The 15,550-nt window shown below is 69.2% G+C and carries 18 protein-coding genes and 1 tRNA gene; 11 read left to right on the plus strand and 8 right to left on the minus strand.

From position 1 onward, the window contains the following. Window positions 1-4: 4 nt before the first annotated feature. From VH914_15875 to VH914_15890, 4 genes are read right to left on the minus strand one after another with little or no spacing between them, the layout of a single operon-like run. Complete coding sequence (locus VH914_15875) at window positions 5-1,624, minus strand: GMC family oxidoreductase (GenBank protein HEX4492687.1); 1,620 nt, start codon at window positions 1,622-1,624, stop codon at window positions 5-7. Next, a complete protein-coding gene (locus VH914_15880; protein HEX4492688.1) occupies window positions 1,624-2,304 on the minus strand; it encodes a gluconate 2-dehydrogenase subunit 3 family protein in 681 nt (226 codons plus the stop codon). The genes VH914_15875 and VH914_15880 overlap by 1 nt, the downstream gene beginning before the upstream one ends. After that, the gene (locus VH914_15885) at window positions 2,301-2,753 is read right to left on the minus strand and encodes a hypothetical protein (GenBank protein ID HEX4492689.1); all 453 of its coding nucleotides are present in this window, start codon (window positions 2,751-2,753) and stop codon (window positions 2,301-2,303) included. Before VH914_15885 ends, VH914_15880 begins: the two co-directional genes overlap by 4 nt. Continuing rightward, a complete protein-coding gene (locus tag VH914_15890) occupies window positions 2,750-4,513 on the minus strand; it encodes a thiamine pyrophosphate-binding protein (GenBank protein ID HEX4492690.1) in 1,764 nt (587 codons plus the stop codon). The genes VH914_15885 and VH914_15890 overlap by 4 nt, the downstream gene beginning before the upstream one ends. 103 nt (window positions 4,514-4,616) lie before the next feature. Here VH914_15890 and VH914_15895 point away from each other — a divergent pair, with 103 nt between their 5' ends. After that, window positions 4,617-5,141 carry a DUF1360 domain-containing protein gene (locus VH914_15895; protein ID HEX4492691.1) on the plus strand — a complete coding sequence of 175 codons (525 nt, stop codon included), beginning with the start codon at window positions 4,617-4,619 and terminating at the stop codon, window positions 5,139-5,141. A 30-nt stretch (window positions 5,142-5,171) separates the two neighbouring features. On the opposite strand, the gene VH914_15900 is transcribed toward VH914_15895, so the two are convergent. Continuing rightward, window positions 5,172-6,035 (minus strand): LLM class F420-dependent oxidoreductase, encoded by an 864-nt coding sequence (locus tag VH914_15900; GenBank protein HEX4492692.1) that lies wholly within the window; start codon window positions 6,033-6,035, stop codon window positions 5,172-5,174. 188 nt (window positions 6,036-6,223) lie between these two features. Here VH914_15900 and VH914_15905 point away from each other — a divergent pair, with 188 nt between their 5' ends. The 4 genes from VH914_15905 (at window position 6,224) to VH914_15920 (ending at window position 10,295) form a co-directional block, all read left to right on the plus strand. Then, window positions 6,224-7,654, plus strand: coding sequence for an aldehyde dehydrogenase family protein (locus tag VH914_15905; protein HEX4492693.1), 1,431 nt, complete (start codon window positions 6,224-6,226; stop codon window positions 7,652-7,654). Between the two features lie 254 nt (window positions 7,655-7,908). Further along, window positions 7,909-8,343, plus strand: coding sequence for a hemerythrin domain-containing protein (locus tag VH914_15910; GenBank protein HEX4492694.1), 435 nt, complete (start codon window positions 7,909-7,911; stop codon window positions 8,341-8,343). Beyond that, complete coding sequence (locus VH914_15915; protein ID HEX4492695.1) at window positions 8,340-8,549, plus strand: hypothetical protein; 210 nt, start codon at window positions 8,340-8,342, stop codon at window positions 8,547-8,549. The genes VH914_15910 and VH914_15915 overlap by 4 nt, the downstream gene beginning before the upstream one ends. Before the next feature lie 21 nt (window positions 8,550-8,570). Further along, complete coding sequence (locus VH914_15920) at window positions 8,571-10,295, plus strand: glycoside hydrolase family 15 protein (protein ID HEX4492696.1); 1,725 nt, start codon at window positions 8,571-8,573, stop codon at window positions 10,293-10,295. Here the strand turns inward: VH914_15920 and VH914_15925 are convergent. Next, window positions 10,287-10,412 (minus strand): hypothetical protein, encoded by a 126-nt coding sequence (locus VH914_15925; GenBank protein ID HEX4492697.1) that lies wholly within the window; start codon window positions 10,410-10,412, stop codon window positions 10,287-10,289. The genes VH914_15920 and VH914_15925 overlap by 9 nt on opposite strands. Window positions 10,413-10,477: 65 nt before the next feature. Between VH914_15925 and VH914_15930 the strand changes: the two genes are divergently transcribed. The 4 genes from VH914_15930 to VH914_15945 are packed head-to-tail and all read left to right on the plus strand — an operon-like array spanning window position 10,478 to window position 13,246. Further along, complete coding sequence (locus VH914_15930) at window positions 10,478-10,921, plus strand: hypothetical protein (GenBank protein HEX4492698.1); 444 nt, start codon at window positions 10,478-10,480, stop codon at window positions 10,919-10,921. Further along, window positions 10,918-12,144, plus strand: coding sequence for a divalent metal cation transporter (locus tag VH914_15935; GenBank protein HEX4492699.1), 1,227 nt, complete (start codon window positions 10,918-10,920; stop codon window positions 12,142-12,144). The genes VH914_15930 and VH914_15935 overlap by 4 nt, the downstream gene beginning before the upstream one ends. Further along, on the plus strand, window positions 12,141-12,872 hold the full coding sequence (locus VH914_15940) for a hypothetical protein (GenBank protein ID HEX4492700.1): 732 nt from the start codon (window positions 12,141-12,143) through the stop codon (window positions 12,870-12,872). Before VH914_15935 ends, VH914_15940 begins: the two co-directional genes overlap by 4 nt. After that, window positions 12,869-13,246, plus strand: a complete 378-nt coding sequence (locus VH914_15945; GenBank protein ID HEX4492701.1) for a hypothetical protein — start codon at window positions 12,869-12,871, stop codon at window positions 13,244-13,246. Before VH914_15940 ends, VH914_15945 begins: the two co-directional genes overlap by 4 nt. Window positions 13,247-13,339: 93 nt before the next feature. On the opposite strand, the gene VH914_15950 is transcribed toward VH914_15945, so the two are convergent. Next, a tRNA-Ile gene (locus VH914_15950) sits at window positions 13,340-13,415 on the minus strand. A 101-nt stretch (window positions 13,416-13,516) separates the two neighbouring features. Here VH914_15950 and VH914_15955 point away from each other — a divergent pair. Then, window positions 13,517-14,446 (plus strand): tyrosine-type recombinase/integrase, encoded by a 930-nt coding sequence (locus VH914_15955; protein HEX4492702.1) that lies wholly within the window; start codon window positions 13,517-13,519, stop codon window positions 14,444-14,446. 1 nt (window position 14,447) lies between these two features. On the opposite strand, the gene VH914_15960 is transcribed toward VH914_15955, so the two are convergent. Continuing rightward, window positions 14,448-14,909, minus strand: coding sequence for a hypothetical protein (locus tag VH914_15960; GenBank protein ID HEX4492703.1), 462 nt, complete (start codon window positions 14,907-14,909; stop codon window positions 14,448-14,450). Between the two features lie 229 nt (window positions 14,910-15,138). On the opposite strand from VH914_15960, the gene VH914_15965 reads away from it, so the two are divergent. Continuing rightward, window positions 15,139-15,453, plus strand: coding sequence for a hypothetical protein (locus tag VH914_15965; GenBank protein ID HEX4492704.1), 315 nt, complete (start codon window positions 15,139-15,141; stop codon window positions 15,451-15,453). The last annotated feature ends 97 nt before the right edge of the window (window positions 15,454-15,550 follow it).

Consider the following 15,550-nt stretch of genomic DNA (forward strand, 5'->3'; position numbering starts at 1 on the left):
GCTCTCAGCCCGCCGCGAGCCGGTCGGCGGCGCGCGCCGCGAGGGCCATGATCGTCAACGCGGGGTTCGCGCTCCCCTGCGTCGGCAGCACGCTGCCGTCGGTCACGAGCAGGTTCGCGATCGCGAAGCTGCGAAGGTCGCCGTCGACGACGCCGTGATGCTCGTCGGCGCCCATCCGGCAACCGCCGACGAGGTGCGCGTCGCGGTTGATCGTGATGACCTCGTCCGCACCCGCGGCGCGGTGGATGCGCTCCATCTGCTCGGTCGCGGCCTTCATGAGTCGGCGGTCGTTCTCGCACTGGCTGTAGTCGAAGCGCGCGACCGGCAGACCGTGACGGTCCCTCTCGTCGGCCAGCGTCACCCGGTTGTCGGGTCGCGGCAGGAACTCGCACAGCGCGCCGAACGTCGCCCAGTGCACGTAGTCGCGCATGTACTCGCGCATCACCGCGCCCCAGTGGCCCTGCGCGGCGACGTGCTCCGCGAACGTGATCGGCAACGGCGACACGCACTGCAACGAGAATCCGCGCTGGTAGTCCTTCGTCGGATCGGTCTCGTAGAAGTCCTCGCTCGACGCCTCGGCCGGCGGCGCCTTGTACGACCGGATCTCCTCGTCGTACCGGCCCGCGCTCTGCGGCGCGCCCTGCACCATCACGTAGCGACCGACGAGATCGTGCTCGTTGCACAAGCCGTCGGGAAACCCGTCGCACGCGGAGTTCAGCAGCAGCCGCGGCGTCTCGATCGAGTAGCCGGCGACCGCGACCATGCGCGCACGTTGGCAATGCTCGATGCCGTCCTTGAAGTAGGTCACGCCCGTGGCGCGCCGCGCGTCGTCGACGAGCACGCGGCTCACCATGCAGTCGGGACGGATCTCGGCGCCGTGCGCGAGCGCGTCGGGAACGTGCGTGATGAGCGGCGACGCCTTCGCGTTCACCTTGCATCCCTGGAGGCAGAAACCGCGGTAGATGCAGTGCGGTCGGTTTCCGAACCGACCGTTCGCGATCGCGACCGGACCGACGCGCACACCGATTCCCGCGCCGCGACAACCTTCCTGGAACTTCAAGCCGTTGGGGCCGAGCGGATGCGGGCTGTGCGGATAGCCGTGCGGATGACCCCAGTGCCAGCGTTCACCGGCGACCGGCAGCTCCGCCTCGATGTCCTCGTAGTAGGCACGAAGCTCGTCGTAGCGGATCGGCCAGTCGGCACCGACGCCGTCGAGCTCGTACGTGTGGAAATCCGACGGATGGAAGCGGGGCGTGTAGCCGGCGAAGTGCACCATCGAGCCGCCGACACCGCGGCCGGAGTTGTTGGAGCCCATGGCGACCGGATCGTCGCCACCGATGACGCGCGGCTCGGTCCAGTAGAGATCGGAGGCGCCGCGCTCGTCGCTCACCCAGTCGCGATCGGGATCCCACCACGGTCCCGCGTCGAGCGTGACGACCTTCCAGCCGCGGCGCGCGAGCCGCTGCGTGAGCACGCCGCCGCCCGCGCCGCACCCGACGACGACGAGGTCGACCTCGTCCGATTCGTCGAACCGGCGCATGTCGGCGCGCAGATGATGGTTCGTGCGCGTGCCGTCATTCGGTAGCAGCCACGCCGACTCGTTGCGGGCGCGGACACCTCGCATCAGTGACCCCGCGCCTCGCCCACACCGTGCTCCGCCTGCGCGGCGTCGACCTTGTGCAGCCACGGGATCGGGTCGCGCGGATCACGCTCGCGCCGCTCGAACGGCTCGAGCCGGTCGATCGCGAGCGTCTTGAAGCCACGCGGGTACGCGGGCCCGGCGAAGCCGATCTCGTTCCATGCCCACGGATGCGAGTAGAACGCGGTGATCGCGTAGCGCGTCCACAGCTGGAACACACGCGACCCCGGCATCCCGTGCCAGTCGCCCTTCGTCGTGCGGACGACCTCGATCAGCTCGCGCTGCGCCAGCTCGTCGAGCTCGGCGAACGCGCGGCCGTGCGCGCGTGACGCGTCGGCACCGAGACCGGCGAGCGAGCGCGTCCACGCGTCGCCGTCGTCGGGCATGTCGACGTAGCGGTAGCCGTCGGTCTCCCCCGCTGCGAGTCGCGGTTCGATCAGCTCGAGCAACGGGATCTTCGGTTCGTCGTCCTGCGCGAGCAGCCGGTCGAGCAACGCGCGCGCGGTCACCGCTTCGTCGTCGTCGAAGAAGGATGCGGCGCGCCGCGGATCGAGACGCGCGAACACGACGTCGCGCGTCACACCGTCCCAGTGCCCGGCCTCGCCGAGCACGTCGAAATCGCCGAACCGGCCCCGTCCGCCGGGGGTGACGCCCTCGGTCGTCAACGCTCGCGCCGCAGGATCGCCGCGAGCAGGCCCATGCCGCCCACGAGTGCGAACAGCAGCGGCGCGAACGTCGGCGGTCCCATCTCCGCGTTGTACCGAAGCTCACGCCAACCGCCGGGACGCTGTGCGATGCCGCGCAGGTGCAGGTACTGGCCCTGGAGACTGTTCGCGACCACGAGCGCGGAAGCCGCGGGCAGTGCGGTCTTCGCGAGCCGGCGACTGAACACCCCGGCGATGCCGGCCGCACCGATCACCGGCGTGAGCGCGACCGGCAGCCACATCATCTTGTTGCCGAAGCTCGCGCGGTCGTGCTCGAGGAAGATCTCCGCGCCGGTGATGATCGCGCCGACACCGGTGAGGCCCGACAGCGATCGTTCGAACCGGCCGTGCTCGACGTTCTGGAGCAGGCGGTCGAGCGCGTGCCCGCCGTCACCCGAGTGGTGCCTCATGCCTTCAGTTGCTCGATCTTGTCGCGCAGGAGGGTCGACGCGATCGTCGCCTTGTGCGGTTGACCGCGGAGGAAGGCGAGCGCGAACGACTTGGCCTGCTCGTAGGAGACCTTGCCGGGAAGCGGCGGCTCGTCGGGGTTGACCTGCACGTCGACGAGCGCGGGGCCGGGCGCCGTGAGCGCCTCCTTCACGACGGCCTCGAGCTCTCCGACGTGCGTCACCTCCCACGCCCGCGCGCCACACGCCTCGGCCCACGGCGCGAAGTGCGCGGGCTGCGAGAAGCGCACGCCGTACTCCGGATAGCCGAGCACCATCTGCTCCCAGAGGATCTGCCCGAGCGAGCTGTTGTTGCAGATGAACACCTTGATCGGCAGGTCGTACCGGCACGCGGTGTCGAAATCGGCCATCAGCATCCCGAACCCGCCGTCGCCCACGAACGCGATGCACTGGCGCTCCGGATGCGCGACCTGCGCCGCGATCGTGTACGGCAGGCCGGGCGCCATCGACGCGAGGTTGCCGGAGATCATGTAGCGACGGTCGCCGCGGATGTCGAAGTGGCGCGCCGACCAGGTCGCGATCGTGCCCGAGTCGCACGACAGGATCGCGTCGTCGGTCGCGAAGCGGTCGATCAGTCGCATCAGATATTGCGGCTGGATCGGATCGCGCGCCGCGTCCTCGAGCGCGGTCATGTGATCGCGCCACTCGCGCATCGACTTCTGCGCCTGCTCGAGGAAGGCGCGGTCCTCGTTGCGCTCGAGCATCGGGATCAGGGCGCGCAGCGACTCGGCGACATCGCCGACGATCGGCACCTCGGTGGGGACGCGACTCCCCACGATCGCGGGGTCGATGTCGATCTGCACCACGCGTGCCTGCCCCGGCGGCGGCAGGTGCTTCGTGTACGGGAAGTTCGTGCCGAGGAGCAGCAACGTGTCGCACTCCTCCATCGCCTCTTCCGACGGGCGTGTCCCGAGCAGACCGATCCCACCGGTCGTGAGCGGATGGTCGTCGGGCACAACCGCTTTGCCCGGGAGCGTCTTGACGATCGGGCTGCCGATGCGTTCCGCCGTCGTCAGCACCTCGGCGCGCGCACCGAGCGCACCCGCACCCGCGAGCGTCACGATCTTCTTGCCCGCCTTCAGCACGTCGGCCGCCCTGCGCAGGTCGGCTTCGCGCGCGACGCCCGGCGGCGCGAGGTACACGGGCGCCGTCGCGGGCGTGCTCGCCGGCGCGACGGCCTGCCACGGGTTCGCGTCGGCGTCGGCGACTTGGATGTCGTTGGGGAACGTGATGTGCGACACGGTTCGGTGCGCGAGCGCGTGCCGAATCGCGTTGTCGACGAGCGTCGGGATCTGCACCGGCACGTGCACCATGACGTCGTACTCGGCGACGTCGATGAACAGCTTCTCGAGGTGCACCTCCTGCTGATATCCCGTGCCGAGCAGCTGCGTCTCCTGCATGCCCGTGATCGCCAGCACCGGCTGATGATCGAGCTTCGCGTCGTAGAGCCCGTTCAGCAGGTGGATGCCGCCGGGCCCCGAGGTTGCGAGGCACACACCGATGCGCCCCGTCGACTTCGCGTAGCCGGTTGCCATGAACGCGGCGGCTTCTTCGTGGTGCACGAGCACGAAGCGGATGCGGTCCTCGTGCCGGCGCAGCGCCTCCATGATCCCGTTGATGCCGTCACCGGGCAGACCGAAGATCGTGTCGACGCCCCAATCGACGAGCCGTTCGATGAGCAACTCGGACGCGATCTTCTGCATGTTTCCTCCGCGTGCGCAGGCCGACCCGGGCCGCCTACCCGGTGCCACTTTCACAAAAACGTCGCGTGGTTGCGCGGAGTCGACTCCTGGGTACGCCCGGGCCGTGGCCGACAGCATCGAGCACGTCCGCGATCGTTTTCGCGCGGAAGGCCAGGCGTACGCGCACGGCGAAGACCGGCCGCTCGGCGGCTACGCACGCGTGATGACGACGTATGCGGCCGGCGTCGCCGGCCTCGTGGCGCTCGTCGTCGCTCGCCGCCGTCCGGTGCCCGAGCGCCCCGCGTTCTCCGACCTCGCGCTCACCGCCTTCGCGACCGCGAAGGTGTCGCGTCTCGTCACTCGCGACGCCGTGACGAGTCCGCTGCGCGCGCCGTTCACGCGCTTCGAGAGCGCGGGCGGTCCCGCGGAGGTGAACGAAGAGGTGCGCGGCACGGGCGTGCAGCACGCCGTCGGAGAGCTCCTCACGTGTCCGTTCTGCGTGAGCCAGTGGGTCGCGACCGGGTTCGCGTTCGGACTCCTCCTCGCGCCGCGCGTCACCCGCCAGGTCGCGGCCACGTTCACCGCGCTCGAAGCCGCAGACCTGCTCCAGTTCGGTCGCGCGATCGCGGAGCACGCCGCCGGCGGGTGATCGCCGCGACCCTCGCGACCACAACACGAATCAGAGCTCTTCGAGCCGCGCGGCCAACTCACCGCCCAAGCGCTGGGTGAACGCGACCGGGTCTCCGCTGGGCACGAAGATCACGGTGTCGATGCCCAACTTCGCGTAGTCGCGCAGCGCGTCGACGACCGCGTCGGGATCGGCGGGATCGCTCCTCGACAGCATCGTCTTCGTGATCGTGTCGTAGTCGCGACCTTCGGCGTCGCAATGCATGCGGAGCACGTCGAGCTTGTGCGCGACCTCCTCGACACTCGACCAGAACAGGTTGCAGGCGTCCGCGTACTTCGCGACGAGCCGAAGCGTCTTGCGCTCACCGCTGCCACCGATGAGCACCGGCGGACGCGGAATACTGATCGGGCGTGGGTTGCAGATCGTCTCCGCGAGCGTGAAGTGCTTCGTCGCGAACGGTCCGTCGTCGTCGCTCCACATCCGGAAGCACACCTGGATCGTTTCCTCGAGCAACTCGAACCGCTCCGCGACCGGCGGGAACGGGACCCCGAGACCCTCGTGCTCGCGTTGGTACCAAGCCGCGCCGATGCCGAGCTGGCCCCGACCGCCCGAGAGCACGTCGACGGTCGCGACCGTCTTGGCGAGCAACGCGGGATAGCGGTAGGTCACACCGGTCACGAGCAGCCCGAGGCGGATCGTCTCCGTGTGCGCGGCGAGGAACCCGAGGGTCGTGTACCCCTCCATCATCGGCTCCGTCGCGGGCGCCAGCGCCTCCATCTGGAACCAGTGGTCCATGACGCTCATGTCGGTGAGCCCGGCGGTCTCCGCCGCGTCGCCGATCGCCGCGAGGGTCGGCCCGATCGACGACGCGCCACCCGCCCAGTCCCACGTGACGATGTGCAAACCGATCTTCATGCTGCTCCTCACGTACGCAACGGCGCCGGTCGGCGTACCCGACCCACCGGTCTACCCCACGCAACCGCGCCGGCAGCACGCGTCCCGACTCGTCGAGCGCCGACGACGTTCGCATGCCGCCGGCCCTCGGTGAGAGGCTGCACGAGGACGCGCCGAGAGCGGCCGCCGACCGCTGACGAGGAGAGACCGTGAAGCACGCGCTGGAGTTCTACATCGACGGTCGTTGGGTTGCGCCGCGGACGAGCGACACGTTGGACGTCATCAACCCGGCCACCGAGGAAGCGATCGCAACGATCGCGATGGGCGGCCCCGACGACGTCGACGCCGCGGTCGCCGCCGCGAAGGTCGCGTTCGAGACGTTCTCACTGACGACCAGGGAAGAGCGCCTCGCACTGCTCGACAGCATCATCGCCGCGTACGCCGGACGCCTCGACGAGCTCGCCGACGTCATCAGCCAGGAAGTCGGCGCGCCGAAATGGCTCGCGCAGGCGGCACAAGCGGCGGCGGGACTCGGTCACCTCATGACCGCCCGCGGCGTGCTCGCCGACTTCGAGTTCGAACGGACGATGGGCACCACCCTGCTCGTGCGGGAGCCGATCGGCGTGTGCGGAATGATCACGCCCTGGAACTGGCCGCTCAACCAGATCGCCTGCAAGGTCGCACCCGCGATCGCGGCGGGCTGCACGATGGTGCTCAAGCCCTCCGAGGTCGCGCCGCTCAACGCGATCGTGTTCGCCGAGATCCTGCACGACGCGGGCGTTCCGGCGGGCGTGTTCAATCTCGTGAACGGTGATGGCGCGAGCGTCGGTGCACCGCTCGCCGCGCATCCCGACGTCGACATGGTGTCGTTCACCGGTTCGACGCGCGCGGGCATCGAGGTCGCGCGCAACGCCGCGCCGACCGTGAAGCGCGTGGCGCAGGAGCTCGGCGGGAAGTCCGCCAACATCGTCCTCGACGACGCCGACTTCGAGGCCGTGATCACGCGCGACATGACGGGGATGTGCACGAACTCGGGCCAGTCGTGCAACGCGCCGACGCGCATGCTCGTGCCCGCGTCGCGGATGGACGAAGCCGCGGCGATCGCGGCCGCCGCCGCGAAGAACGTCGTCGTCGGCGACCCGCGCGAAGCGACCAGCAACATCGGACCGGTCGTGTCGGAGACGCAGTACGGCCGCATCCAGCAGCTCATCGAGAAGGGCATCGGCGAGGGCGCCAAGCTCGAGACCGGCGGTCCGGGCAAGCCCGACGGGCTCGAGACCGGCTACTACGTGCAGCCCACCGTCTTCTCGCACGTGTCGAACGACATGACGATCGCGCAGGAAGAGATCTTCGGCCCAGTGCTCGTGCTCATCGGCTACGACGACGACGACGACGCGGTTCGCATCGCGAACGACACCCGCTACGGACTCTCGGGCTACATCTCGGGTTCGGGCGAGCGCGCCAAGGCGATGGCCCGGCGCATCCGCAGCGGCAACGTGCACGTGAACGGCGCGGGTCCCGACTTCAACGCCCCCTTCGGCGGCTACCGCCAATCCGGCAACGGCCGCGAGTGGGGGCCGCTCGGCTTCGAGGAGTACCTCGAGACCAAGGCGATCATGGGCTACGACACCCCGAGCTGACGCGTCGCGGCGTCGTGAACGAGCGCCGCCGACAAAGAACAAGCGCGTGTGCCCGGCTTCACAGAGCGAGTGCGACGACTTCGAGTAGTTCGCGCCGCGTGCGGCTTGCGCGAGAGGCGTGAGCCTGACCGCATCGCGACTGCCCACGGAGCATCACTTCTCGCGTCGTGAAATGGACGAGCGGGGACGCACGGCGGTTTCGTGCGAGCAGGACCACGGGTACCGATGCGGCAGTCCGTCCACGAGGAGAAGGCATGAACGACCCGATCGCGATTCTGAAGCGCGACCACCGCGAGGTAGCTGCGCTGCTGAAGGAGTTGAGCGACAGCAAGCCGGGCGCGAAGCGTCGACGCACCACCGACAAGGTGGTCGCCGCGCTGCAGCTGCACATGGCGATCGAGGAGGAGCTCGTGTACCCGCTCGTCGAGGAGCGCGTGGGCTCCGAGGAAGAAGAGGAAGCGACGATCGAGCACGGCCTCGCGCGCACCGGCCTCGCGCAGATGACCGAGCTCGTCGACGCGCCCGGTTACGGCGCTGCGGTCGCGATGGTCACGGCCGGCATCAAGCATCACGTGAAGGAAGAAGAGACCGAGGTCTTTCCGGAGCTGAAGTCCAAGCTCGACCGCGACGAGCTCTCGAACCTCGGCGACGCGGTCGTCGCACGCAAGCGGCGGCGGCGCGCGGCATGACGCGCGTCGCGCTCCTCGCGGTGCTCGCCGCGCTCGTGATGGTCGTCGTGCGCCGGCGACGCGCGCAGGATCACGCCGGCCCGGAGCCCGCGCACGCGCCAGTGGCGATGTCGGTCGGGCCCGACGCGCCGGATCTCGCGCCGCCGCCGGAGGACTCCGAGCCCGAAGCGGAACCCGAGTCGGAGCCGGCCGAGCGCTCCCGGTGACGCCCGGCTGCTGAAGCAGACGTGACCGAGCCGCTCCACGACTACGCCTTCATCGCCGATGGAGAGCGCGGCGCGTTGGTGGGTCCGCAGGGCGACATCGACTGGATGTGCTTCCCGCGGTGGCACAGCCCGGCGGTCTTCGCCGGACTCGTCGGCGGTGCCGGCCGCTTCACCGTTCGTCCGCACCAGCCGTGCGTGTCCGGCGGCGCGTACGAGGACGACAGCCTCGTCTGGAAGAGCCGGTGGCTCAACGGTCAAGGCGTACTGGAATGCCGGCAGGCGCTCGCACTCCCGTCGAGCCCAAACCGGGTCACGATGTTGCGGAGGATCTGCGCGACGCGCGGCGACCATCACGTCCAGGTGAGTCTGCAGCCGGCCCAGGAGTATGGCCGCGTCGTCGCCGGAAGGTGGAGCGGGCGCGGGTCCGTCCGATGCTGGACGGCGCGCGGCGGCGACGTCGAGTGGCGGCTCTCCGGCATTGCCGGCGCGCGCGTCAAGCGGGATTCGCTCGAGATGACACTCGCCCTGCACGAAGGCGAGACCCACGACCTCGTGCTCGAGATCGGTGACGACCTGGATTCGCCGGTCAGCGCCGACGAGCTGTGGGACTCGACAGCGGCGATGTGGCGTCGCGCCCTCGAGGCGGTCCCGAGCACGCGCGAGATCCGGCACTCGTTCGCGATCCTGCGCGGGATGACGGCGTCGACGGGCGGCACCGTCGCCGCGGCGACAACGTCGCTCCCCGAGCGCGCCGACCACGGCAGCTACGACTACCGCTACGTGTGGATCCGCGATCTGTGCTTCATGGGCGCGGCCACCGCCGTCGCACACTGCGACGACTTCGCCGCGCCGGCCGCACGCTTCGTGACCGAGCGCCTCCTCGCCGACGGTGACCAACTCGCGCCGGCCTACACCGTCGACGGCGACCCGGTCCCGGCGGAACGGCACGTCGGATTCACGGGCTATCCCGGTGGCGGCGACGTCGTCGGGAACGACGTGCGCTCGCAGTTCCAGCTCGACCCGTTCGGGGAAGCCCTGCGGTTCTTCGCGCTCTGCGACGAGCTCGGTGTGCTCGACACTGCCGGATGGCGCGCGGCGCGCGTGGCGGCGCAGACCATCACCGATCGGTGGACCGAGCCCGATGCCGGCATCTGGGAGCTCGACGCGCGGCGCTGGACGTACACCCGCCTCGCGTGCATCGCCGGGCTACGGGCGATCGCGGCGCGCCCCGGCGCCGAGGACGACAGCAGGGACTGGCTGCGGGTCGCCGACCAGATCCTCGTCGAGCTCGCGGCGACGGCGTGCCGTGAGAACGGCGCGTGGCAGCGGGCGCCCGACGACGCGCGGATCGACGCGTCGTTGGTGCTCGGCGGTCTCCGTGGCGCGATACCGGCTACCGATCCGCGCCATCGCGCGACCGTCGATGCGGTCGAGCGCGAGCTCGCCAAGGACGGCTACGTGTACCGATTTCGCGAGGACGAGGACCGCAGCCCCGACGACTTCGAAGGTGCGTTCGTGCTGTGCAATCTCTGGATGAGCCTCTCCGCGACGGCCGACGGCGATCTCGTGAAGGCGACGCGCTGGTTCGAGCGTGCGCTCGCGACCGCCGGCCCCGCCGGCCTCTTCGCCGAGGAGTTCGACGTCCGCCAGCGCGAGCTCAAGGGAAACCTGCCGCAGGCATTCGTGCACGCGCTCGTGATCGAGGCCGCCCACGCCATCTGCGAATCCGAGGTCGCGTCAGGCTGACGAACCGCCGGCGCCCATCGCGATCGCGAAGGCGGCGGCGATCGCAGGTACGAGGCACTTCACCATCGGCGTGGGTTCACGCGCGAGCTCGTCGCGCTCGGCGACGTCGCGGCTCACCCGTCGCCGCCCGGGTGCACACCGTCGACGTTTGGTGACGCGCGTGTGCGGGCATCCGAGACGGCGTGACTCGGCGGCTGCTCGCGACCGCGTGTGTGGTCGCCGCCGCGGCAGCGGGGTGCGTGCTGCCGGCGCGTTCGACGTACGCCTATACCGGCAAGGCGGTCGCGACCGTCACCATGACGCTCAGCGCCGCGCAGACGGGCTTGTTCGTCGCGCAGATGGCCGGTCGTGGTCGCGTGACCGACGCGTACGCCTCGGTGACGCTCACCGACGCCGAGGGGGATGCGAGCGGCGCGCAAGCTGCGTTCGACTCGATCCAGCCTCCGGAATCTCACTCGGACGGCGTGCGCGACAAGCTCGATCCGATGCTCGCTGACACGGTCGGAACGCTCTCGTCGATGCGCATCGCGGCCCGGCGCGGCGAGCTCGATCAGCTGAAGCCGTACGCGGAGCAGCTCCAGAAGGAGATCGCGAAGCTCGAAGACTTCAAGGCGAGGCAGCGTTGACCAAGCCCCTCCAGATCACGCTCGGCGTCTTGACCGCGATCGGCGGGATGATCGACATCGGCAACCTCGTCGGCAACACCGAAGCCGGTGCGCGCTTCGGCATGTCCCTCGCGTGGGCCCTCGTGCTCGGCGGCGTGACGATCGTCCTCTACGCCAACATGGCCGGAAAGGTCGCGGCGATCTCGCACCGCGCAACGTTCGACGTCATCCGCGAGCGCCTCGGCCCGCGGGTCGCGCTCGTCAACCTCACCGCTTCCGCGCTCCTGACCGTGCTCACGACGCTCGCCGAGATCGCGGGGATCGGATTGGTGCTCGAGCTCGCGACCGGCGTCACCTACCGCGTCTGGATCCCACTCGCGGCACTGGTGCTCGGGGCCATTCTCTGGTTCGCGAAATTCGAGCACATGGAGCGGGTGTACGGCGTCGCCGGGCTCGCGATGCTCGTCCTGCTCGTCGCGGTGTGGCGCCTCCACCCGGCGAGTGGCGAACTGCTGCACCGGTCGACGCACCCCTGGCGACCGCCGCACGAGACGCTGTATGCCTACTGGTACCTCGCGATCGCGCAGTTCGGCGCGATGACGACGCCGTACGAGGTGTTCTTCTTCTCGTCGGGGGCGGTCGAAGAGCGGTGGACCACCTCCGACCTCAACGTCGAGCGGGCCAACGTCTTCATCGGCTTCCCCCTCGGCACGCTCCTCGCGCTCGCGCTCATGATCCTCGGCGCCGTCGAGCTCCACCCGCGCGGCATCGCGGTGTCGCATCTGTCGCAGGTCGGCCTTCCGATCACCCTGTCGCTCGGCCGCAGCGGAATGTGGTTGTTCCTCTTCGGCTCGTTCGCCGCCGTCTTCGGCGCCGCCGCCGAGGCGTCGCTCTCGACCGCGTACTCCATCTGCCAGTACTTCGGGCGGCAGTGGGGGAAGTACGTCCGCCGGTCCGAGGCACCAATGTTCTTTCGCATCCTGATCGCCACGCTCGTGATCGCGACGGTCGGTGGCCTGATGTTCGATCCGATCAAGGTCACGTTGCTGGCGATCGTGCTTTCGGCCGCGGCGATCCCGCTGACCTTCTTCCCGATCTTCATCGTCGCGAACGATCCCGACTTCGTCGGCGACAAGGTCAACGGCGTCGTCGTCAACGCGCTGTCGATCGCACTGCTCGCGGTCATGATCGTGATGTCACTCGCCACCATCCCGCTTCTGATCGTGACCCGGGGGAATGTGTGAGCGACCACCAGACGACGGAGCTGCACGCGATGCGCGACATCGTCGACCGGCAGATCGTCGACGTCGACGATCTGCTCGTCGGGAAAGTCGACGACTGCCTGCTCGCGCACGACGCCGACGGCACGCGCGTGGAAGGTGTGCTCTGCGGCGCGGGCGCGCTCGCGGCGCGGCTCGGAGGCCGGCTCGGCGAACGGTTCGAGGATCTCGTTCGCCGTCTCTCCGCTCCGGAGTGGGAGCCACAGCTCGTGCCGCTGGACCTGCTGTGTCGCACCGAGAACGCGTTCAGGCTCACGGTGCCGCGCGCCTACCTCCGCGCGACGGCGCATCACGTCCGCGGCCGACCCGGCCCGCTCGAAGCGTCGATCGACGACCTGGGCGAGTTTCGGCTCAGCGACGTCATCGGCAGCGAGGTCCACACGATGGACGGCACACACGTCGCGCCCGTCGGCGACGTTCGGCTGCGGCTCGACGGCCCCGCGACCGACGTGATCGTGCAGTCGATGATTCTCGACGGTCTGATCGTCGGATTGGGCAGCATCGGCGACCGTCTCGGCTTCCGGCTGCCGCGCGGTCCCAAGCGCCCGTTCGCCGTGAACCGTCTGTTCCGCGCGCTCGCGCACGAGGCGCGCGTCGTCCCATGGACGGCGGTCCGCCGTTTGGAAGCGCGCGCCATCTACGTCGACTGCGGTCCGGAAGAGCTCGCCGCGCTCGCGGAGCCGGAAGCGTGAAGAGCGTCGCGCGCGTCGCGCTGCCCATCGTGCTCGTCGCGGCGGTCCTCGCGATCGCAGCTCTCGCGGTGTTCGAAGGCGTGACGGAGCCCGCGAACCGCATGCTCGGGCTGTCCGCGCGGCACGCCGACATCGTCGCCTGCTGGATCATGTTCCTCGTGCTCCCGCTCGCGTGCGCCGTCGACGCATCCCTCCTCGACGAGGCCCGCTGGGCCGCGGCGCAGCGCAGCAAACCGGCGTGGCTCGGCTTCCTCGCCTACGCACCCGTCGTCGGGCCGCTGCTCTACGTCACCGTCGCTCGCCCCGTCGTCAGCGGCGCACCGGCCGACCGTCCGCCATCTGCGCGCTCAACTCCGCGCGAACGCGAGGGGTAGTCCGAGACAACGCACTCGTCGGCCATCCCGCTTTGGGGTGATCGTCGATCTCTCGCGCCTGCGTTTCTCGATTGCGTCTGACCAGGACGAAGATGGTGGGCCCGGCTGGGATCGAACCAGCGACCGAGGGATTATGAGTCCCCTGCTCTGACCACTGAGCTACGGGCCCGCTATTTGTGCAGGTCAGAGGCACTTTACGGGTGCAGTTCCGACCCCATGTCCGAGTGCATTACGCTCACACAGCAAGAAATTTCGACGTGAGGTGTGGGCGTGCAGCTACCGACCGTGCTCGAGGATGCGTGGGACGACTTCCGTCGATCGAGGGAGCGCAAGAACCGCTCGGCGGCCACGCTGCAGGTCTACCGCAAGTCGTTCGAGCAGTTCTGGACCTGGGCGCTCGAGGCCGGCGTGTCACCCGACCCCGAAGCCGTCGACCACTCGACGATCAACCAGTGGAGCACCTACCTGCTCGACGCGCCGGCCGTGCGCAACGGCCGAGTGGTCGGCACGATCACCCCGGCGACGCGGCGCATCCGCTTCGCGAACCTCCGACCGTTCTTCGGCTGGTACGCGCGCGAATTCGAGACGGCCAACCCGTTCGATCGGGCCGACGCTCCCGGCGACGCGCAACCGGCGCCGATCCCAGTCGTCGAGCTCGACGACGTGCGCGCGCTCGTCAAAGCGTGCTCAGGCCGCGACTTCGCTGATCGGCGCGACAACGCCATCATTCGCGTGCTTTTCGACACCGGCGCCCGTCTCGGTGAGCTCCTGGCGTTGACGTCCGACGATTGGGACCGGCGCCACGATCGGCTCACGTTGCGCGGGAAGACGGGCACGCGCATCGTGCCGGTCTCCGCGAACACCGGCGAGGCGCTGTCGCGCTACCTCCGCGTCCGACGCGAGCACGCGCACGCTCGCCGCGCAGAACTGTGGCTCGGTCCGAAGGGTGCGCTCACCGCGTCGGGCGTCGCGCAGGTTCTCAAGCGCCGGTGCGCTCTGGCCGGCATCGAACCGATTCATCCGCACCAAGCGCGCCACACGTTCGCGCACACGTTCCGAGCGACGGGCGGTGGTGAAGGCGACTTGATGTATCTCGCCGGGTGGAAGTCGACGGCGATGGCGCATCGGTACGGCCGCAGCGCAGCCGCCGAACGAGCTCAGGCGGCCGCGCGCAAGCACGCGATCGGCGACCACCTCTGAGCTACGCGCCCGAGCCAGGAAACACGTGGACCAACCAGTGACCGTTGTAGTCGCCAGCGCAGAGATCAGCGAATGCAGCGAGGTACGTGATCTCCCATGCTTGTTGGGCGACGCCCTGGAACAGCGAGCCTGATTCCTCGGGCATCCCACCGAACTCTTGGATCAGCGGCACGAGTTCGTTCCGCCAACCGAGGGAGTGGACGTCATCGAGGAAAATGAGAACCTCGCGCTTACCGAGGCCTTCTAGTGATCGTTCAACGAGTGGTCGGATCGCGTCGGAGTCGAGTGCGCGTTGAAGTCGCTTCCGCAGCACTGTCTCGACGAGAGCGGCTTCGTGGTCCGTCGGCCGGCTCACTCCAGGCACGGGCCTCGGCGTTGGAAGCGGGAGAGCACGAACGATGCGTCGCTGATTCGCACGCAGTTCGTCGAGCTCTGCGGTCAGAAAGGGATCGCCCTCGCGCATCCCATGAGGCTAACGCGCCACCATGGCAACCCAAATGACACTGTGACATTTGCAGGCAACACAATGTCATTGAGTTGACACACCGGCACAATGCCCGATGGCTCTGACCTGGGGCGACGCGCCGACCGACACCTCCTCATTTGCCTCTTGACTCCGCGCTCTCCGTGGTCGATAGTCACGTTAAGCGTTCGCCATGGACGGCCGACGCACGACCCCAAGGACAGGACTGATGGCGCGACTGATCGAAGTGACGTACAGCCCCACGTGGGACCACCGCGGCGATGGAGTCATCGCCCTCCGAGTCGGTGACGGGGCACACGACGAGTACCTGATCGCTCCCTGGATCAGCCCCTACGGCGACGACGATTGGTCGCTCACGTTCCCCGGCGAGACCGCGCCGGACGGCCGCGGCGTGTTCGAAGGCGTCGACGCGGCGAAGGTCGCAGCGTTGACCAACCTCGTCGCCAACTTCGTGATGAAGGTCACCGGCGACGAGGACGACCTGCTCGAGTTGGCCCACGCGATCGTGCGCGAAGCCGCGTAGTCCGATTCCGATTGATGAGCTCGATGACGGCGCGCACGTCGTCCGCGACCGTCGGCGTCGGCGATTCGGGTTCGCTGCGGTTGCCGTGTCGGTCGGT

It is taken from the genome of Acidimicrobiia bacterium, assembly GCA_036271555.1.
GTDB lineage: Bacteria > Actinomycetota > Acidimicrobiia > IMCC26256 > PALSA-610 > DATBAK01.